Below are 20,953 nucleotides of genomic sequence, written 5' to 3'. Positions count from 1 at the left end.
CATGACCCACTCACCATTCAAGCTGCTCGATTCATTCGAGAAAAGCGAACGCGGCGCATTTTTTGAAAGAGAGGAGGAAATCAGGATCATTTACAACTACATTCACGAATCGAACATCGTGCTGGTAAACGGTCCGTTGGGAACCGGAAAATCCAGTATCATCAAATGCGGTCTCGCCAACTGCTTCGAAAAAACAGACTGGCTCGAAATATTCGTCAGGCGTTACGACGATATCAACATTTCGCTGCGAAAGGAAATCAACCTCAAAAACAAACAGGATTTCCCACTCGACTCCGATATCCTCGAATGCCTCCGCTCGCTTTACCTGGATTTTTTCAAACCGGTGTACCTGATCTTCGACCAGTTCGAGGAGATATTCATTTTGGGAAGCACCGAGGAGCAAGAGACGTTTTTCAACGAACTCAGAAGGATACTCGATGCAAAGGACATCCCGTGCAAGGTGATCTTCATCATGCGCGAGCGCTACATCGCGCAGTTGCAGAAGTACGAAGGTATTGTACCGGAGATTTTCGACAAACGGGCGCTCGTTGAGCGGATGACCGACAACGACATTAAAAACGTCATCCGGAAATCCTGCGAGCATTTCGATATTGAAACCGATGAGGCCACGATCGATGCGATCGTCAGAAATCTCAAAATCGACGATAACCTGATCGAGCTGCCGCACCTTCAAATTTACCTCGACCGGCTTTGGCACAAGGCACCCGGCTCGCGCAAAAGTTTCAAAACGGGCCTGCTGGCCGAAGTAGGCGATATCCGGAATGTCCTCAAACAATTCCTGGAAGAAAGAATTGAGAGCACGATCTCGGAAGTCTCCGCGGTGCATGGGTCGGTTAATTACAACACGATCCGGGACGTGCTTTACTGCTTCGTTACCGACGAGGGCACCAAACGCCCGCAAAAGATCGGGGATATCATTTCGCAGGCAGCCCCGCTGGACATCGCCACGGCGATTGTGAAGTCGTTGGCGGGCAAGAATATCCTCAGGCTCGACAAATACGGCGGTAACGGAACCGACAGCATTTATGAAATTGCCCACGACAGCCTGGCCAAGATCATCCATGACAAGTTTAGTCTGGAAAACTCGCACATCGCCCGCACGATCAAGACTATTAAAAATGCCTACCTGAAATACGAGCAGTCCAACAAGATCTGGTTTCTGAGGTCTTACCTCGACCGCAACGATTTGCGCGATATCAGGCGGTCGACCAAGGACATTAAGGAAAATGTAGCCCTGAGCAAGCAGCCTACGCCGGAAGAATGGAAGTTCGTGGCGGACAGCAAACGCCGGCTCACGACCATCTACGGGCTCACCTATGGCGCCGGGGCGCTGTTTTTGTTAACCATACTGACCTTCCTGGCAGTGTGGAGCTCGGAAACCAGCACACGCTACCGGCTGCTCATCAACCTCGCCAGGTCCAAAACGCAGCAATACATTCTTTACAAACAATACGAACAAAACAGCATGCTCTCCGGCTTTTTCGGAGATGGGATGTTCAACGAAATTAAGAGGTATCCCGAGCACGAAAACCTTTATTTCGCCTCCATATTCAATGTGGAGCCGATCACGGATATGGCGTTCGCCCACGTTGGCAAGGACAAAAAGCTGCTGATTATCGCCGGTCCTAACACTGTAAGTTTGTATAACGAACGTTTAGGCACGCTCGAAAACCGGTACAGTGTGATCAAAAAGCGTTGGAGCCGCGACCGTTACAGCCACGGCATCACCGTAGCCATCAACAGCCACGATACCACCCTGGTGAGAATCTCCTTCGATAAAGGGAAAATGCTGCTCATGAAAAGGACGATCGATACCACGCGCATCGGGGAGTCATTCAGGCTGACATCGGAGGGGATACTAAGCGACAGTACGCAGTCGCTGTTCGATATCGACAATGAATACAATTACAACTCTTTGAGACGCTTCCCGCACGATTCGGTGATTGCCATTTCCGACACGCGCATGGGTATTACCCGGTTGTTCTGGACGGGTGTCAACAGAATCGAACCGAGCACGCGCCTGCTACCCGAAACCAAAGTTCGTTTCCTGCTGCCGTTAGATGCCGAGGACCTTGAATATTTAAAACGAAATTCGAGTATCGGTGCCAAAGAGGATTTGTGGACATACCTGGAAAATGAATACCTCACGTCGATCGACCGGCTGTCGAGCCATTTCTTCTCCTCCGAAAACTCGGGTTCGCTGGTCCATCTGAAAGGTGTATTGAGCGCATTGATACGGCAGGTGGAGGGGCAAGACAATTATGGTTTGTGGATGGCGCTATCCCGAAAAATAAGTGCCGATGGCAACCGGCGCCTCAACGAAATCTTCTGGGATGCACGTGTTGAACTCGAAGGCAAGATCCAGAAAATGAGAGAAGACGAGCGGAATGCACTTTTCACGTTCGTGCGTATGCAGTCCCGGCGTTACGCGAGCAACGACCACATCCTGTTCCTGGAAGATATGCGCGAGAGGCTTCCGAATGACCTGTGCCTGAACCACGACCTGTCCATCGTATACAACAATGCGTCGTGGTACCGGCTCTTCGACGGAGACTTCAAAAAGTCGATTGAATATGCCCAAAAAGGTACGGCAGTGCCAATCGCAACCAAATCGCACCTCGATTACATTTACGTGAACATGGCGCATGCCTACCTGCTTTCCGGCAAGGCGGCGGAGGCCAGAAGGTACTACCGGCGATATGCGGCCAGCAAAAACTTCAATGAAAAGAACTGCACCTACACCGATACCCCCATTTACAACCGCGATGTCATGATCGCCGATTTGCAGTCGTTTACCAGAAAGAAAATGATCCCGGACTCGCTGCGCGATGACGTTGCGTCGATCATCAGCATGCTCAACACCATTGAAATACCCGGCTATAACAGCTTGGCCAGCGCATTGACCGACTCGTCGATGACAAAATAGTTGAGATGGTGGCACGATACCTTTTGCGGCACGGTGGCGGTCTTAGCCTGGAAGATGCTGTCCGTGCTCACGGCGATGTCGTTGACCGTGTTTTTGTATACCCAGGAGCCTATTTGCGTCACTACCTTTTCCATTAAAGGTAGGCCGTTGCTGGCCCGCAGGTAGGCATCGAGGTCGCCACCGACGATGAAATAGGGAATCGGCGCCGCATTTTTCTGGGTTAATTTCCGGATAAAATCGCTCCCGCTGTCCATTTGTGCCAAAGTGTGCAGCACTTGCTTGTTACCCACTTTCAGGACTGACGACAAAAAGCCCGTGACCGCGCCCACCTGCGGGGGAAACAACTTCGTACCCAGCGCCAGCGCTACGGACGCCCAGCTGACGTAGCCGGGAATCTCCCCGAACTTGCTGCCGCCATTCGGTGTGCCGGCCATAATGAGCTTATCGACGAACTTGTCGCCGCCCAATTCCTCGATCATATACCGCGACACCAGCCCGCCCATTGAATGTGCTACCAGTACCAGCTCCTTTCCGTCGTTTTCGTTAAATCCGAGGGCGTTCAGCTTACCTTTCAGGATCGCTGCGATTTCCTCGATCGGCGTGTTGAGGTTTTCGTAGTCGTAGGTTATAACGAGATCATAGCCGCCATCAATCGCCATTCTGAATGTCTTGGCCATATCCTCGGTGTCGCCGATAATGCCATGCACCAGCAACAATACCGATTTGGCCTGATTAACCTTTCCTTCCAGGCCCTCGCTTTCACGGACTGCATTATTGGCGTAATCCACCCAGCGCAAACGGTTCGGATCGGTTTGAATGCCCAGCTTGCCCGCGAATTTCAGGAACACCATCCTGAAAGCCCCGCCCAGGCTGCGCGTCTTCTCCACCGCTTCTTCGGGGATGGTATCCACGCTGACCTGCATCACTCCGGGCGCCGTGATCGCCAGCGTGCCCATGGGTAGGAAGTCCTCACCGTCGAAAAAGAACGGCAATACCAGCTCGTCTTCCCGCTCAGGCCGGATGTCGATAATGAGCGGCTTCTCTTTCAGGGCCGCTGCATTACTCAATTCCACCACCTCGGCAATACTACGGTCCTCCCCTCTGGTACTTTCGTCGAAGTTCACGATTTCGAACCAGGGATTGCCCGCTGCATAAGCCTCGCTGATGACCGGCTTATCGACACTCCTCGTCCTGGAGACGAGCGGGGCCCAGCCGAGCTTCCCGCGAAACGAATCGTGCGGACGGACCGTAATGCCCTTGCCGATAGTCACTTCCTGTGCACCGAGTTGCCGTTCGGCCTTTTTGACCAGCCTGATACTGACCGCTTTTGTGATCCAGTCGGACTTTCCGCCACCAATTCCTTTCGATTGCCCCAGGCCTCTGCTGCCCGATGGCGCTACGGTGGCCCCTATTTGCAGCGGCTCCTGTACGAACAGGCTGCTATCAATGGCTTCCGTGGAAACAATGAGTTTCAGGGTGTCGATCTCCTCCTCGCTGTTGAGGGTAAAAACATCGCTCGTGAGCACGATGGATGTGTTGGGCGGCACGGGCTGCGAATCATTGAAAATGATCGTCACGCCATAATCGGGCGAGAGGTAAAGCAGAGAGACATAAACCGTCCGGGCAGTACCGTTCCGAAAATTGACTTTGAATGGGATATCCTCCCCATCGTGATCGAGCGTGATCAGCGTATCCGAAAAAACGCCGGTAGCTCCGCCCTGCTCTACCTCCACATTGAATGTGATTTGTCCTGGCAGAATGGCCGATTGCGCATTCCGCAAATCGAGCAGTCGCTGCCAGCGGGCGAGCGATTGCAGGATATTCAGAACATGGGTGGCTGCGTATTTGTCCGTTCCGAGCACGATTTGGATCGCCGCGTCGCTTCCGGTATGGTAAACGGCGGTATTCCCGTTTTCGATTCTCAGCTCGAACAAAGCGGCTGCGGGAACGTCCGTCAGAACTACCCCGGATTCTGCGGCGCCGGCCAGGGTTTCCTGCATCACCTGAGCCACCGCGCCATTACCGTAAACGAAGAATGGCTGCAAACGGAGCGATTCGGGCTCTCCCCAATACACACTGTTCGCATCGAGGGACAAAGCGCCGGTCTGCAAGGTACTTTCCGTCACATTCATCACATCCAGCACGGCTTTGCCCACAGGCCGGCCTTCCGCTACCGAGTCGTATATTTGAATGCTGACCGGCTCTCCTATCCGCTGCTCGATACCCATCCCCGCGCCCAGGTCAATCGTCCACTTGCCCGCCTTCATGTATACGCGGTAGCGCGTGAGGCGTCCGCCAGCAACATTTCTTCCGAGGAAACCCTGGCTCACATTGAAAACACCGATCGGTTCCATCTGTGGTGTCTGGTTTTTCAGAGCGTTCCGGATGAATGCCCTTACCTGCACAAACAGGTCTGCGTAAGTGATCTGCCCTCCGCTTTTGCCCAACACGGAAATCAGCGATTGCGTAAACTGCCCATGCCCGTTGTTCTCCCACGCGCGCTCCACGCGGTCGCACGCGGCAAGCAGCAGGTGATCGGAAGACGGGATATTGACATTACCCCGCTGCACATAGGCACCATCGAGGTAAGTTTCAAGAGGCCGCACATCGGAGGTGCCTTTTTCAAATCGCGGCTGCATTTGCAAAAACTGTTCGAGCTCCCGCGTGACCGACCCTGAATGGCACGAATCCGCGATTACGACGATCCGTGGGCTACGCGCGCCCACTTCTTCCAGTAAAAGCGCGATTTCCTTATCGGCCAGATCATATTTCCCCGGTTCGCGGCTGTCATGCAAAACCCAGGTCTGCTCCTGGCTGTCGGATGTTGCGGCCTGAAATTCTGGGGCGGTAATGCCCGTGGACCCATGCCCCGAATAATAGATCACCGCCAAATCCTGCGGCCCTGCCTGAGCGAGGTGCTCCCGAAAGCCGGCAATCACCTTCGCGCGCGACGCGTTAGCATCCGTAAGCGCGAGGATCTGACGCTCGTCGGGGATCAGATCGCTATAATTTTCTTTTAAAAACTTCCCAAAATCGGAGACATCGTTCACACAGCCGTTCAGCGATCTGATCGGCGGGTTAGAGGTGGTACTGTACTCATTAATGCCAATCAGCAATGCGAAGATTTTCATAAGATAAAAGGTTGGGTTGGGAAGAATGGCAGTCTTGCAAGAATGAGCCTGTAATCAGCGAACGGTGGCTCGAATTGCCTGAAATTACCTTCCTGATGAATTAAAATCAACACCCGGTATGCTTTATTATTGAACGGGGAAATGATGCGTGAAAAATGACCGGACCCGGTAAATAATTTCTTTGACAGCTATCCCCAAGACCCCGGAAAAATACCGAAATTGAAAGTTTAGTAAGCGAAATTACCAACATGGGCATCGGGACAATCACCCCTCGACAGCATAAAACAAGACGGAACCGGCTGTTTTTCGTCGCGATCGACAAGTACGATCATTGGACGCCGCTCCATTACCCGGTATCCGACTGCCAGCGCTTTTTTACCGTACTCAAAGATTTTTACGGGTTCTCGGATGAAAACTTCGTGATCCAGCCGCTGTTTGACGACAATGCCAAAACCGATATTGTTTTTGATGAGATCTGTTACCTGGCCGATAAGGACGAAAACGGCGAGCTGCGTATCCGGCCGGACGAGAACCTGATCATCTATTTTTCGGGACACGGCCATTTTGATAAAAACAAAGAAGGTTACTGGGTACCCTCCGACGCGCCGATCCTTTCGGAAAGACCGAGCGATCTGAAAAAACTGATTTCGGTCAGCGAGGTGATCCGGATCCTCTCCAATATCAAAGCCCACCACATTGTACTGATCGTCGACGCCTGTTTTTCGGAAGCTTTTGCAACAATGGAAATAGACGTGGCACAGCAAAGCCAGTCGGCCGAAGCGGAGGAAGTTCCGTCGCGGTGGGTGCTCACTGCCGGGCGCAATGGCGTGGTACCCGACAAAAGCCCGTTTGCGGACGCGCTGATCGACATTCTCCATGATAATGCGGACGACAGCATGTCCATCAACTGGCTCGGCGCGCAAATCACGAAACAAGTCCGCGACAACGGCTTTGAAATAGAACCGCTTTGCAAAAGCCTCGTCAACCAAAAATACAAACTGGGCGAGTTTTTCTTCCACCGCTCCGTCAAGGCAGCGGAACCAGCCGCACCATTCGACCATGAGAACCTGCAAAATACACTGCGGGCAGGCTCCAAAGCGCAGTTCGAGCGGCTTCAAAAAGGACGTTACAAATACCTGAACATCGAGAGTATCCTGGTTTCGGAGATCAATCTCGGCAAATACCTGGATGTGCAGGTCAAAACCGACACACAGGTAGCCTCACTTGAACTGGCGGTAGCAGCCTTATGGCAAAACAAAAAAACGCAGGCGCTGCTCGTGGGCGATGGCGGGATGGGTAAAACGGTGTCGCTGCTATTGCTATGGCGGGACCTGCTTTTTGAAGAAAACGGCCCCGTTCCCGTATTCATTCCGCTAAACGAGTACAACTCTGCGTCCGAAGCCGAGCGCAACGACTTCGTAGTCAGGTATATTTGTAAAAACCTGCTCAGTATCCCCGAGCCACCCGCGGAGACGGCAAATGCCCTTTGGAAGCTGTTTGAGACACCACGCGAAGGGAAACCATCGATGATTTTGCTGCTGGACGGCCTCAACGAAGTGACCGTTCCCAAGGGGCGGCTGATGGCCACCGTGAACGACCTTGCAGCCCGGGCGGGCGGTACGCAAATGGTGATATCGTCCAGAAACAAGCAGATTGAGAAACTGGACCTGGCCAGGGAGAATGCCGCATTAATGCAGATCCTGCCCCTCACGCAGGAAACCGTTGTTGCTTACCTAAAAGAGAAAGGCCAGGAAATACCTGCCAACAAGGATCTGCTGGGACTGTTTGCGAACCCGATGATGCTCACGCTGTATTCCGGAGCCAACAACATTGCATTGAGGTTCAAAGACGACGACCGCTTCCATTTCAAAAAAGTGACCACCTATGGGGAGCTGCTTTGGAATTTCAATGAAGCCCAATTGGCGCAGGTGACGGACGTCAACGACGAAGCCGACATCCGCTACCAGAACTTTCTCCTGCGCGTACTCGTCCCTTACATTGCATACAAAATGGAAGACAAGGGCAAATACGCCATTACGATCCGCAAACTCGCCGATCCCACTTTCAATTTCAAAACACTACTCGACGAGGCTTTCGCGGAGCTCGACACGGAAGAATTGACCGAACTGTATCCCGAGTTCGAAGGCAAGCGAAGGGAACTGGGCCTGGGAGTACTCACCGGCCTGGATGAAAAAGAACAGCGCTCGGGAAAAGTAAAGCAATTCCTCGTCGAACGCCTCCGCGTGCTGGTCATGGAAGGGGACGACCTGCGGTTTTTACACCAGAATTTCAGGGATTTCTTCGCGGTATGCCATATACGTAACATGACGGAGGCTGCAATGGTACGACGGGTGCTGCCGGATGTGTTTTTCAGAAACTATATTCCGGTGTACCTGCGGCGGCTGTTAGGCGAAATAGAGGGCGAACATCAATCGGTGCCGGCCTGGAATGCAGCCAAAGGTCATATGGAACTGTTGGAAAAAGAAAACCTGCTATCGCGCCTGATGGATTTATGCCGGACGGATTCGGGCATTACTGCGGGCGATGCGGAACGGGCATTCGTGATCCGGAATGTGATGACGATCTGGCTCGATTTGCGCCAGAGCCTGGCCGGCGCCAACCTGACCTGCCTCGACTTACGCCAAATCCAGTTTAACGGCCTCCCGTTGTCCCGCCACCGGGGCAGCGCCTACCTTCCGGCGCGGTTTGAAGGCAGCGTGCTTGATGGCGACAGCTTCCTGTTTAAAGGACATTACGGGCAGATCAACCAGGTACATTATAGTAATGATGGCAAGAGACTACTGACATCGTCGGACGATGGAACCATTAAAGAGTGGTTTACAGCCACGGGCAAGCTTGTGCAGACTTTTTCCGGCCATACCGACAAAGTAATATCGGCCAGATATAGTGCCGACGACCAGAAAGTGGTTTCAGCTTCTTTTGATACGTTCGTTAAAGAATGGTCGGTAGCCGATGGCGCCGAACTGGCCAGCTACGAACATTTGCATTCGAAGGTCAACGACGCGGTGTACTCGCCGGACGGGACCAAAATTCTCACCTGCGCCGACGACAAGCTGCTCCGGGAATGGAGCGTTGCCACCCGGGAATGCATCGCAACCTACGCCGGCCACAGCAAAAATGTTTCGGCAGTGTGTTACAGTCCGAAAGGAGATAAAATCCTGTCGGCTTCGGCGGATGCCACCGTCCGCGAATGGTCGGTCAAAACGGGAGAATGCCTCCGGGTAATGAGCGGCCATACCGAAAAGGTGAACAGTGTTTGTTACCATCCCGATGGAATGCAAGTACTGTCGGCATCCGACGACCGCTCGATCATCGAATGGTCCGCGGAAAGCGAGGCGCCGTCCCGCTTTTTCAAAGGACATACCGACCAGGTGTATCATGCCGTTTACAGTGCCGACGGCGAAAGGATACTTTCCGCATCGAAAGACAAAACCATGCGGGAGTGGTCGGTCAAAACCGGCCTGGAAAGCCGCACCTACGCTGGACACACGGACAAGGTGAATTTTGCGAGCTATTCGCCCGACAAACCCCGTGCCGTTTCGGCTTCGGACGACAAATCGATCCGCGAGTGGAGCCTTGAAACCGGCACGCAGCTATATGCGATCAGCGGGCAGTCCGACTGGGTGGTTAACAAATGCGTCGTCAGCCCCGATTCCCAAAAGTTGCTCACCGTTAACTACGATCGCACTTTCACCGAAATACACATCGCGTCGGGCATTGCCTTGCAGACATTCCGCGGGCATGAGAAATGGCTGCACCGAGCAAGGTACAGTGCCGACGGCACGAAAATCATCTCGACCTCCGACGACCTAACGATCCGCGAATGGCTCGTCGCCACCGGAGAATGCATCCGTATTTACAAGGGCCATTTGCTGGGCGTCGAGGATGCCGTTTACAATGCCAACGGCACGCAAATTTTCTCCCGGGATTTCGGGCACAACTTCCGCATTTGGTCGGTAGCTACGGGTGAATGCCTGGAAATCATCGACGACGAAGCGAAAAAAAAGCAGCTGCAATCGGACATGCAGGCGCTTGTAACGGAGGCCGCCAAGCCATTCAATATTAAAAGCAGGTACTCGGAGATCACCGTGAAAGACGCCGCCTCGAAGCCGGTGCTCTCGTTTGTGAACGTTTCGGGGCTGTCCGTGCAAGGCTGCGATTTCCGGAACGCAGACCCGGCCTCGAATTTCTCCGAGGCCGTCAGGAAAAACCTGCGAAGTTACGGCGCCATTTTCAGCGACGAGGACGAGGCCGCGTGGGAGCGCGCAAAATCGGCCGGTTAGTTGGCTACCAATCCATCGATCACATTCAAAAAGCCTCCGGCAACCGCCTGAAAGCCCTGTTTATTGGGATGGATTTCGTCGTACCACTGGTCGTCGGCCACAAGCCCGCGCGCATTGATGTAATGCACGTTCGGGAACTCGGCCGCCACCGCACGCAGGCGATCGTTGAACTCGTTGAGGATATAACTGATCACTCCTTTGCGGTCTGTCTGGCTCGTCATCCCCTTTTCGATCATGTAGCGTCCCAGCCAGCCCTTGTCGGTTTTATCCAAAGGCGTAATGTAGTCATAACCATGGCAAAGCGCGTGAATATCCGGGCGTAATGCAAAAAGCTCGTTGAACATCTTCCGGTAAATCACCTGCAAATTGTCCAGCTCGGCAAGCAGCGATGCTTCGAGATAGTCCTGCGGCGGCAATCCTGTGGCACGAGGCCCGGGTTTGATATGGTTCCGGAATTGCTCTCCCAGCACGTCGTTTCCGCCGCCGCTGATCAGGAAGAACCGCGGAGATTTGTCCTGCACCGCTTCCAGCCACTCTCCTTCCCGGTCATAGTTCGCCAGTGTATCGCCTGCTGCCGCAACGCAAAAGATCGGGTAAATTTTCGATAGGTGATCGATCGTATCAACCACCAATGGATGCTGAAACCAGGAATCTCCTTCGGACACAATTTTGGGTGCCCGCGGAAACCGCAAACGCATGATCCGGTATTTGGAGTTGCGTATCAGACGCGCTGTTTTGTTGGCCACATCCAGCAGGCCGTCGCGGATAAAGCCTTTTTCATCCAGGTGGGCATCGCGTTGGCGCAATTGCACATCGGGTTTGAGCTGATACTCGGGCTGTAAATCCGGGCGGGTTTTAACCTCGAAATAATTTCCCAATGCATACTCGGCAAGGTTTTCGTCTTCCAGCATCCGGGTAAGATCGGTTTCGGCAATGATATTGTATTCGGGATTGACATATTCCAATGTCAGCAGCTGGGTCGACCAGCTTGCGGCTACACTTTTGTCGGTTTCCCTGGTACCACCGCCGATCCCGCGGGTAGATCCCTTTTTACCCACAGTAAATGGCGACGGCAGGCTTTCGAGCGTCAGTTCCTCAATATTCGACAGGTCTTCGGCGCTGACGACAAATTGCAGGTATTCCGCATTCTTAGGCCAGTTATACAGTTGTACATAGCTGTCCAGCGAAATAGGGATGGTTGTTTGCCCGTTGTAAGTCAGCGCTTTGGAAGCGCCCGGGTCCAACGGGGTAACAATCGGATCCAGCAGGCCCAATGACGCACCGAATCCGGCATCCAGAAATACACAGCAGCAATACAACTTACGGCTGCTGGTATTCGTGATTCTGATCCCGATGCTGCCTTTCCATTCGCCGTCGATTTGCTGGTAATGCAGCCTCACAACCCCATTATCCGCACCGATCGGCTGCCCGTCGCCATCATTGACCTCAATCCGCAACGGCGAACCTGCCGCCGCATCGTTTTGAAGGTTTTTCAGAAAATGCCAGTTGGAGATATGTTTGAGGTCTTTCACCAATTCGGACGCAAATGCCTCCGAATCCAGCTCTATCTGCTCCACAACCGGGCGAAAAGTATCAAAAGGTTTGGTCAAAACGGCCCGACCATTCCGAAACAACAATGTGTAGTCGGCATCGGCTTCTTTCGCTTCCAGCCTGGCTTGCGCGGGTATTTCCGACATCAGCTTTTCCGCAAGCAAAAGACTATCCGTCAGAATATTATCCACATTATTGAGGTGGATTTTAAGCTGCTGGCTCATCAGCCCTTCCACATATCCCTGGTAAATCCTGGAAGTATCGAGTGCCGCTTCCACCGCATTATCGAACGCCAGAATGGTGGTATCCGCCCCTACCGACCGTACTTTGGCTTCGTATATCTGCTCGTCGTCACGCACGGTAATGCCGCGGGTAGCCCGCCCGATGCCGTGAATGGCGCCACGTTGCAGCACCCAGTTGCCGGCACCATCGCGTATGACGTCGGCGTAGGTGGCGCTGCCCGCTCCACCGGGCTTGTTGAATACGTTGTTCAATGCAAGTTCGCGGTGAAATGCAGGCGGAATGTACATGACAGGCGTCTGCTCGAAGGCATTGTTGAGCATCTGTTTGACGCGCCCGTGCAAAGCGGAATACGAAAGCTGCCCGCCCGAGGCTTCCAGCGATTTGAGCAGGTATTTGGTAAAAACACCCTCACCGCTTACCTCCACCGCCGATTCGTCCGACTCGCACGCCGAAAGGCTCACGTGCCTGGCCGGCGGAAGTACGGCATCGATATGCTTTCCGGCAAAATCAGCCGGGGAAAGTTCGGTGCTGAAAATGAATTTCTCCCAGGTACGCTGCGGAAAAACATAAGGGATGCGGCGTTCGACGACCTGTTCGTAGGTCGATTTGATCAGCCCTGCATTGCGGGTGTTATCGCCGGAATGGCAGCAATCCGAGATCACGGTAATGTGCGCGCCGCTTTTTGAAACGTCGTTGATCAGGTAGCGTAATTCCTTGTCGGATATCAGGTAATCGTTATCGTGGCTTTCGTCATAATAGCTCACCAGGCATTCCAGTTTGCCATCCTGTTCACTCGTCCAGACTGCCGCGTCGGCCGCCTCCTGCGTGCCGTGCCCCGAGTAGTAAAACACGATCACATCGTCTTTACCTGCCTTACCCAATTCCCGGAAGGCCTTCACGATCTCCGTTTTCGTTGCCTGCTGGTTGGTCAGAAATTGAATATGCTTTTGTTCGAACGATGTGTCATTATCCAGGTACCGCCGGACTTTTGTCGCGTCGGCCACGCAGCCTCTCAATTTTGGAAAAGCCACTTTCTGGTTCAGCACCACCTGGTCTTCATAGGCATCGATCCCGACCACCAACGCGAACAGATCCGGTTTCACCAGAGTGTCTTCATCATTGTTGAAATGGGACTCGAAATCCTCCGGCGGGGCTACTTCCACACCACGGGGCTCTGTCCATTGCATTTCGAGCGCGGCTTCGTCGGTGATAAGTCCCTTTTCCTCCGCAACAAATGCCTCACGCGTGGCACTCGCGGGCTGGTATGCCGGTGATTGTACGCCCGCGATCACCTGTTGCCAGTCGAACGCCGGCCCGAGGTCCCACTTTCCGCTGGTGCGGTAGTTGACGTGCGACACAATGCCTTTAAATGCAAGTACATCCTGGGTGCCCTGGTACCGCAGCGACTCATTGAGAAACTGGCGGGGAATATTGTATTTTTTGGTCAAAAACCGCAGCAGAATGACCAGGCTCTCGTATTGCTGCTGCGTATAGGATGCATAGTACTGCTGGTCGCGGAAGGGCTGGTTCAACTTCTGGTATGCCTCGGTCTGCGTGAGCGGGCAATACAGGTCAATGCGGCCGGGATTGTCCTTGGGCCGTGAATAAATCGTTTCCAGATTGGCACCCCGTTCCACGAGGTAACCGTAATTAATGATTTCGATCGCGATCGTCACCTTGTCCTGCGCATTGCCCGTGCCCGCGTTGCCAATACCCGCGCCTATGTGCCCCGACCAGTCCTTCGACGGAAACAGCTGATAAATGGTGCCGTCGCGAGCGATCACAAACGGCACCGAAACCCGGAAGTTCTGGGTCGTAAGCGTATTAATACCGCCGCTCAGGTTACCGGCAGTGAAATGGAGGACGATCCGTTGTTTCGGATGCGGCGGCTCCGGCGTGTTGAAATATCCCGAGCGGTTTTTGGGTTTGCAGAACACACCTTTCAACGACAGGTTTTCTCCCGCTACGGGCACCGTAAATGGCGTAAACGTATAATCAGTCCGGTTTTTGAATGCCGCCTCGTCGGCAGCGAGCGTATCGTAGCGCATGAGAAAAAGAGGAATAAGGTTGGGAAAAGCAGGGAACATCTGCGGCGCACCGGAGACGGGGACGATTTACCAAAAACGGCAGGCATTATGAAACAATTTCCTCATGATTTATTCAATGGTTTCGTAGAAATAATCCTATCTTTCCACTCCGTGCGTAGCGCTCGAATACCGTAAACTTTTAACACTATCACTAAAATGGAATCCATCGATCCAAAGCAGTACGTTAAAGAACTTGCACTTCAAAATTCCAGGGAATCGTTCATTACCGAAACCGAGCGCGAAATGCTCTCGCGAGATCTCACCAGCACTGAAATAGACACGCAAACGAATGTCGAACAGTCGTTTATGAACGACAAAAGTCTGGTGTCGTTCGTATCCGAAGTGTCGGATCAGCGGCGGCAGGATGTGTTGCATTCCGTGCTGCTGGCGCAACTGGCGGCCAACAAGAAGTTTCCGGAAGAGGACCAGATCAAGGACTGGTATGATGAATTCGTGAACGTACTGAGCAACATCGGATGGGCCTTTCAATCCGCGAGTTTTACACCATTCACTTCGGAAGGCTCTACAATCGAAGTCGACAAGGCCATTATCGACCTCGTGGCCAGTGCCGTGGGCGGCTCGGCGCTCGTGCCGCTCGTGACCAAAACCCTGGATGCCATCAAAGGCCTCAGCGATACCAGCGGCAAATTCATCGCGTTCGAAAAAAATACGCATACCGCCACCAAAGGCGCATTTCAGATCGGAATTGCCAAGGAAGTAAATAATACGGTTGCGCTTCAACTGGGGACTTTCCTGATCACTTCTTCCGACACGATCAAGCAGATTCTGTTCTTCAAATCATCCACCAACCGAACGACCCTCGAATTCTGCTCACGCGTGGGTACGCTGGATGAAACCACCTACGCAACGGTCCGCGATGCGGTTCAGGCAAAACTTGGGCTGAAAGCGACTGATTTCATCGCAGGTATTGATTTGAGTTAAATACTATTTTCAGCAAATGCATTTGTGCAGCGCTCCTAGCTGAGCGTTGCACAATTAGTTAGATCACATCTGGTTTCCCGACCATTGCTGCACCGCCACAATCACCGGCTGCAAAGCCCTGCCTTTCTCGGTGAGACTATACTCCACCGTCGGCGGGACTGTCGCATATGCCTGCCTGTGAACCAGTTCTTTGGATTCGAGGAGCTTCAACTCCTTTACCAGCATGCGCGTGTTGATCCCCGTCACCGCTCTTTCCAGTTGCTTGAACCGCATTGTGCCTCCCATCAGGGTATTGATGATCGACATCGTCCATTTGCCCGAAATCAAGTCCATTGCTGCCTGGAACGGACATTCACTGCCCGGTAATTCAGTTTTTTCTTCGGCCATAACAATCTGTAAATCAACAAAGCTTTACTTTTTACCCCTAAGGAACAAAAGGATAACTACTTGCAAAAGTAACCGTACACGGGCAATTTCGCATGAAACAAACGACTAAGTTATGCTATTGACAGCTATCAGAACCCGGATCCAAACCGAATTTGAAAATGTACGTGAGGTGGAGGCCGACGGCGACTTCTTCTTGATGTATAAGGATGAAGAAAAATTCCCTTTCGCTACGATCGTGACCAGCGATAATGACTTTGACAGTGTATCAAATCTCAACCGGGATGGTTTTTACCGGCTCAACATCGGAATCGACAAAGCCACATTTCAGCATTTGTTTGCCTTTATACCTTCCAAACCGGGCATCGGTGGCTACATGGATTCCGGCATTGATTTCACCAAAGAAAACACGCTCTTTCCCCACCCTTTCTACGGAACGATGTATTGGGTAAGCATCGTCAATCCGACCGAAGATTCGTACCCGCAGCTTAAAGGCTTCCTGGATTATGCCTATGCGAAGGCTAAAACAAGCTACGAAAAGGGGCATTCGGCGGCTTAGCCTCAACTCACCTGAATATGCAAATGATTGTCATTATCGGGAAACACATATCCCAGCTGCGAAACGAGCGAGCTTAGCCGGGAATCGATCAGTAAGGTGCTGCTCACGCTGCTGAATTTCTTCAAGCTTTTCCGACCGAAGAAATCGCCTTGCAGCGGCAGACCGAAGCCCAGGCCTTTTTTATACATCGCCGGGAGGCTGGTCAGGTAATTGAGAATATTAACCACCATCTCCACCGCCCGGGCGGATTCAAAGCTGCCGCCGCGGAAGTTGATGTCGATGCACCTGCCGACGCAATGCCCGGTGCATTTGCCGTCGGAGGGTTTGCGAATGAAACTCCCGATCACAATGTCTTTGAAGTTGGCGGCTTTGGCGCATTCGCAAATGTGCGCGATAATGGGCAGCGCTTTGATGACGGATGTTTGAGGGTTCACCTGGTGTACCGGCAGTCCGCCGACGATCCGTCCGAGCTGATCTTTGGAGCCGAATTGGCGGTTGGTTTGCACAAATCCCTCCGCAACAATATCCAGGATCGTCTGTGCATATTGCCGGTTGGTATCGAATATGTTTCCCGGTGTTGCCGGCTGAGTTGGCGGAGCCGGAGCGTCGGTAATGCCGAGCACGGCTTTCATGCGCGCCCAGGTAACCGGCCCAACGATGCCATCGGCCCCCGCTTGGGAGAAACCCTGCTGCAACTGCCATTGCGACACCGCTTCGGCAAAGGCTTCTTCGCCAAGACTGACATTCGAGCTGCCGGTGAGCGGTAGCAGCAATGCATTCATAGCATCGTAATGCGCTCCCCATCCCAGCGAGTTGGCATACCGGCGGTTTTGGGCGATGGCTTTGGAAAAGTCCTTTACCTGATTTTCAATGTCGTCGTAAAGATCTTCCCATTCCGGGCCGTCTGTTTCGTACTCTGCTGTTTGGGCGTATCCACTTTCCATCCCGTAGAATGTCGCCTCGTCCACGGCCTCCCGGTGCTGCATTTCATTGTCGGGGCTGTCGTATTGCTCGCTTTCGACGTATTCATGGGTAATGGTCGGGTGGCCGCTTACAGGTACGTACCCGCCGATATTTTCACAGATCACCTGCCCTATCCCGATCGTCCGCAAGTCGAAGTGCATGATATCCCCGCTGGCTCCCGGGCCGAAGTCGGTAGCGCCCCACGCGAGCCCGGCTATTTGCCGGAGCGCATACACGAGGTCGGTATGCAGGTTCAGAAAGCCGTTGAGCGGATTTTTGCCGCTGAATGTCGCCGATGCCCGCCAATAGGCCAGTTCGGACGCATTGCGGCGAAGGTAATCGATGAACTCGTCGCTGTGGGTCTTCAACTGCCGGTGAACGGCCCGCGTATCATCGCCATGCGCCTGGGCAATTGAATGCAGGTATTCGAAAATATTGGCGCCGGGTAACGACTGATTACCCGCAGCATTGCGAAGCGCCTGGATCATCCTCACGCGTTCTTTCAACAGCTCTTTGTCGTATTGCACCCAGCCCGCCCCTATCCACGGATTGGCATACGCATGAATGTCGATGGCGAGGCCGAAGCCGTGCAGCGCCTCTTTCTCCTTCGAAAGCCGCGCCGCGCTGTAACGGGTATCCGCATTGAAACCGAGCGCTTTACCCAATGCAGCAGGTGTAAGTCCTTTGTATGCCGTTTGATTCAGAAGCCACTGTTCGGCTTCTTTCATTTTCCGGTACAGCAGCAAATGCACGCCGTCGGTTAGTTTTACGCCCAGCCAGGCCGGTTTAACAATGTATTTAAACCAGTTGGCGGCGCTGAATTCGTTGTTGGTCAATGCGCCTATCCGGGATTTGATCACCGCCCTGTTCAGCTGGCCCTGCCCGTAAAAGCCCGCGCTGTTGAGCGCGGATTTCAATTTATGTTCGAAAAATTCCAGCGTTTCAAATGTCGATGGGCCCAGAATACCATCCTGATCGGCCTCAGCCAGGTAGTTCGCAATCTGGAACTGATGCACGGCCTCGGTAAAAACTGTGTCAGCGACCGTCGTGGAGGTACTTACGTCGAACGGACTGGCTGCATTGGCGGAGTTATATGCGCCAAGCAGCTGGCCTATCACATTCAAATCGACGGACTGGCCCAATTTCGTTTTGATATCCGCCAATGGAATGCCGGACTTGGTGATCTGTGAAGCATTCGTAGTAGTGCATTTCTTGTTTGTAGCGGGGTCGAGTACGGAATAGGTCTTGCCCGCATGTGTGAGGCTCAATTTCGGTTTGCGGCGTCCGGCTTCATCCTCCTCGGCCCACTGCGGCTCATTACCTGTCAGGTTATCGAGCAGTTCGGCGGTTTCTTTCACGATCAGCTTCACCTTCCGCAGCCGATGGTTTTTCAATGCCTTTCGGAACGATTCCAGGACTTTTGGGTCGATCGACTTCGATACGATCAGGCGGCGCTCGGCTTTCGTCAGCAGCAGCCGTTTGATGTCCGCCATGGTCCGGACGTCCTTATAGAATCTGAAATTTTCAATTAATGCCTTTTTCAATGTATCGTTTTCAAATGCCTTATCAATCGCATGCTCTATCCATTGTGCGCTCATTTGCGGGCCGGATAGCGTCATACCCAGTTTAGGACTTCTTCCTCCTTTCACTTCAATCACATAAATACGCACCCGTCCCCCACTGACGGAGAACCCAATGAGGTCGATCCCGTGCCCCGAACCGTTGTATTGGCCCGGAAGCACATGGTCCATCTGAACTTTCACCCCGTCGCCGAGGTCCATACCATCGTTGATCAACAATTCCCTCACCAGTTCCTCGGCTTCTCCGCCGGTTTTCAGGCCCAGCTCCACATCTTCCGTCTCCACCCAATCTTCGAATTCATAATCCATTTCCTGGTCAGCAGCCGGCACGAACAGCTCCATTCCGGAAGCGCTCACCTCCTTGATCGAATCGATCGTTCCGAATACCGCGTGGCTCAGCTCTATGTATTCGTAATAATCCTGGGCTTTACTGAAACCGTTGATCGCCTTTTTCAAGGCCGGTGCGGAAACCACTTTCCGGATCTTCATCAATGCGGCCGATTTGGAAAGCAACTCTTCTATTTTTCTGAATTTAGCCGCGAACCTCGCCGGTACACTCGCGCCGGAGGTAAGAATGAAGATCACTACCTCGAACAAAATCCATCCCACGAGCTTGCCGATGGAATACAACTTTCTCCGCGGGTCGATGGCGTTGAGGTCCGCCCTGATTTCATCGACTTTCTCTCCGACAATGTCCATGATCACCTGCCAGACCGCAGAAGCCGCATCCGCGAGCGAGAGCTCCGAAAACTCCTTGTACAGATCGTACAGCTGCTCGAACAGCTCACCGGTGAAAATGCTTTTGATGAAATCCCACAACCCTTTGACCGTATCGATCGCCGAGTCGATGAAGCCATCCTTAACCCCTTCCAGAAACCCGACAATGCTCTTTCCTACAATAATCGCCGCATTCTTCCAGTCGGGGCGCACGCCTACGATGCGGCTGTCGCGGAGCATTTGAATGTAAGTCTCGTTGGGAAAGTAAATAAACCTGTTCTCTCTCAAACGAATGGTTTCGTAAATCGTACGTGTTTCGGCCATATCGCGGTCGAGCACGTGGTTGCGCCACCAGGTGGTGCTTTGTCCCTGGTAATCCAATGCATCGCCGTCCGCATTGAGGATACTGAATGCGTGGATGATCGTGCGCCGGTCGTTACCGATCTCGATTTCGTAATTAGGATAAAACCGTTTTACCAGTGTGTCGAGCGCGTCGTTCTTTTTCACCAGATAAGCCCCTGGCGGCGTTTTGACCGTTACCGGGTCAGGCGCTTTGGAACTATCCGGCGTGGCCAGGTGGTATTTCTGTATCCAGCCCGACTGCCCTTTTTGCGTACTGATTTTCACCCAGTCCTGTTCTGTTGCGATGGTCGAAAGGCCGGTTACCGTCACACGCTCGCCATGCGGGTACATGACGTCATTCCGCTTGTAGGCATCGCCCGGGCGGTCGTGAAGGTAAATGCCGGGATTGCCCTTCACGTAGGCGGTGTAGCTCACGGCAGTCTCGGTGGGCGCATTGGCCTTTTTGGATTTTTCCACTTCGGCCAGCACAAAAGTCCTGATCGCCGCCCAGGTTTTCTCCCCCAGCCGGCCGTCGATCATCGTGCCCTTGAAACCCAGTTTGGGCTGCCACAATGCTACCGCTTTCGCAAATAACTCCTGGTTCGGGGATTCATTATGGAAACCCAGTACTTTCAGTATGTCCAACTCAAATTTCTCCCATCCTAGTATTTTGGCGAGCTTCTCATTGGCTACCGCGGCTGTTTTGAGATTCACATGGGAGAAAGATGTCTGCCGGATGATCGTTTTCAGCATCGCCATCCACGTCGATGGCCCCAGCATACCGTCCGCAGGATACAGATCATTGGCCCTTTGCCATTCGGCCACTGCGTACGCAAAGTTTTCCTGCGTCGGGGAGCTGTTCGGATACCCCAGCAATGCATTGATTTCAATTTCAAAATACGACCAGCGCAGCTCGGCCGCATACCGGTCATTCCATTCGATCGCCTTCGGCAGATTTACCTCTTCGTCCAGGAGGGCCTCGCCGGAATACAGGTCCTGTAAATCCCAATCCTGTTCCCCGCTCGCTACCACGGCCGACGACGATTCGGTTTGAAAATCCTCGTCGTCGGTGAGCCAGAAATCCGCGATCGGCGTGCCGGCAAGCATCTGGTCGATGTTTTCATACTCGTTACCCGTTTCGCTCCCGGTTTCGGGAACAAAATCAATGAATGGAGATTGCATAAGATCAGAATTTACAGGTGG

The 20,953-nt window shown here is 53.1% G+C and carries 8 protein-coding genes; 4 read left to right on the top strand and 4 right to left on the bottom strand.

Features of this window, described 5'->3' with window-relative positions; translation table 11 throughout:
• The first annotated feature begins 1 nt into the window (after position 1).
• Positions 2–2,947 (top strand): ATP-binding protein, encoded by a 2,946-nt coding sequence (locus J2Y43_RS19545; RefSeq protein WP_309985978.1) that lies wholly within the window; start codon positions 2–4, stop codon positions 2,945–2,947.
• On the opposite strand, the gene J2Y43_RS19540 is transcribed toward J2Y43_RS19545, so the two are convergent.
• Positions 2,899–6,078: a caspase family protein gene (locus J2Y43_RS19540; protein WP_309985975.1), complete on the bottom strand. Its 3,180-nt coding sequence runs from the start codon at positions 6,076–6,078 to the stop codon at positions 2,899–2,901. The genes J2Y43_RS19545 and J2Y43_RS19540 overlap by 49 nt on opposite strands.
• 248 nt (positions 6,079–6,326) lie before the next feature.
• On the opposite strand from J2Y43_RS19540, the gene J2Y43_RS19535 reads away from it, so the two are divergent.
• Positions 6,327–10,382, top strand: a complete 4,056-nt coding sequence (locus J2Y43_RS19535; RefSeq protein WP_309985972.1) for a caspase family protein — start codon at positions 6,327–6,329, stop codon at positions 10,380–10,382.
• On the opposite strand, the gene J2Y43_RS19530 is transcribed toward J2Y43_RS19535, so the two are convergent.
• Positions 10,379–14,224 carry a caspase family protein gene (locus J2Y43_RS19530; RefSeq protein WP_309985969.1) on the bottom strand — a complete coding sequence of 1,282 codons (3,846 nt, stop codon included), beginning with the start codon at positions 14,222–14,224 and terminating at the stop codon, positions 10,379–10,381. The two genes, J2Y43_RS19535 and J2Y43_RS19530, sit on opposite strands and share 4 nt — an antisense overlap.
• A 195-nt stretch (positions 14,225–14,419) precedes the next feature.
• Here J2Y43_RS19530 and J2Y43_RS19525 point away from each other — a divergent pair, with 195 nt between their 5' ends.
• On the top strand, positions 14,420–15,205 hold the full coding sequence (locus J2Y43_RS19525; protein ID WP_309985966.1) for a hypothetical protein: 786 nt from the start codon (positions 14,420–14,422) through the stop codon (positions 15,203–15,205).
• 63 nt (positions 15,206–15,268) lie between these two features.
• Here the strand turns inward: J2Y43_RS19525 and J2Y43_RS19520 are convergent, their stop codons facing one another.
• Positions 15,269–15,592, bottom strand: coding sequence for a helix-turn-helix domain-containing protein (locus tag J2Y43_RS19520; protein ID WP_309985964.1), 324 nt, complete (start codon positions 15,590–15,592; stop codon positions 15,269–15,271).
• Between the two features lie 112 nt (positions 15,593–15,704).
• On the opposite strand from J2Y43_RS19520, the gene J2Y43_RS19515 reads away from it, so the two are divergent.
• Positions 15,705–16,148, top strand: coding sequence for a DUF6194 family protein (locus tag J2Y43_RS19515; protein WP_309985962.1), 444 nt, complete (start codon positions 15,705–15,707; stop codon positions 16,146–16,148).
• A 2-nt stretch (positions 16,149–16,150) separates the two neighbouring features.
• On the opposite strand, the gene J2Y43_RS19510 is transcribed toward J2Y43_RS19515, so the two are convergent.
• Entirely contained in the window at positions 16,151–20,932 is a 4,782-nt protein-coding gene (locus tag J2Y43_RS19510) for a hypothetical protein (protein ID WP_309985959.1), read from the bottom strand.
• Positions 20,933–20,953 lie beyond the last annotated feature (21 nt).

Origin of the sequence: Dyadobacter sp. BE31 (genome assembly GCF_031457695.1) — a bacterium.
Lineage (GTDB): Bacteria > Bacteroidota > Bacteroidia > Cytophagales > Spirosomataceae > Dyadobacter.
The sequence above is the reverse complement of the archived record's forward strand: the minus strand, read 5'-3'. Positions and strand labels throughout refer to the sequence as shown.

What these genes read in the sequence shown, in the direction of transcription:
- J2Y43_RS19515 (WP_309985962.1), top strand. Translation starts at nt 15,705, where the DNA reads ATGCTATTGACAGCTATCAGAACCCGGATCCAAACCGAATTTGAAAAT.
- J2Y43_RS19520 (WP_309985964.1), bottom strand. Translation starts at nt 15,592, where the DNA reads ATGGCCGAAGAAAAAACTGAATTACCGGGCAGTGAATGTCCGTTCCAG.
- J2Y43_RS19535 (WP_309985972.1), top strand. Translation starts at nt 6,327, where the DNA reads ATGGGCATCGGGACAATCACCCCTCGACAGCATAAAACAAGACGGAAC.
- J2Y43_RS19540 (WP_309985975.1), bottom strand. Translation starts at nt 6,078, where the DNA reads ATGAAAATCTTCGCATTGCTGATTGGCATTAATGAGTACAGTACCACC.
- J2Y43_RS19525 (WP_309985966.1), top strand. Translation starts at nt 14,420, where the DNA reads ATGGAATCCATCGATCCAAAGCAGTACGTTAAAGAACTTGCACTTCAA.
- J2Y43_RS19545 (WP_309985978.1), top strand. Translation starts at nt 2, where the DNA reads ATGACCCACTCACCATTCAAGCTGCTCGATTCATTCGAGAAAAGCGAA.
- J2Y43_RS19530 (WP_309985969.1), bottom strand. Translation starts at nt 14,224, where the DNA reads ATGCGCTACGATACGCTCGCTGCCGACGAGGCGGCATTCAAAAACCGG.
- J2Y43_RS19510 (WP_309985959.1), bottom strand. Translation starts at nt 20,932, where the DNA reads ATGCAATCTCCATTCATTGATTTTGTTCCCGAAACCGGGAGCGAAACG.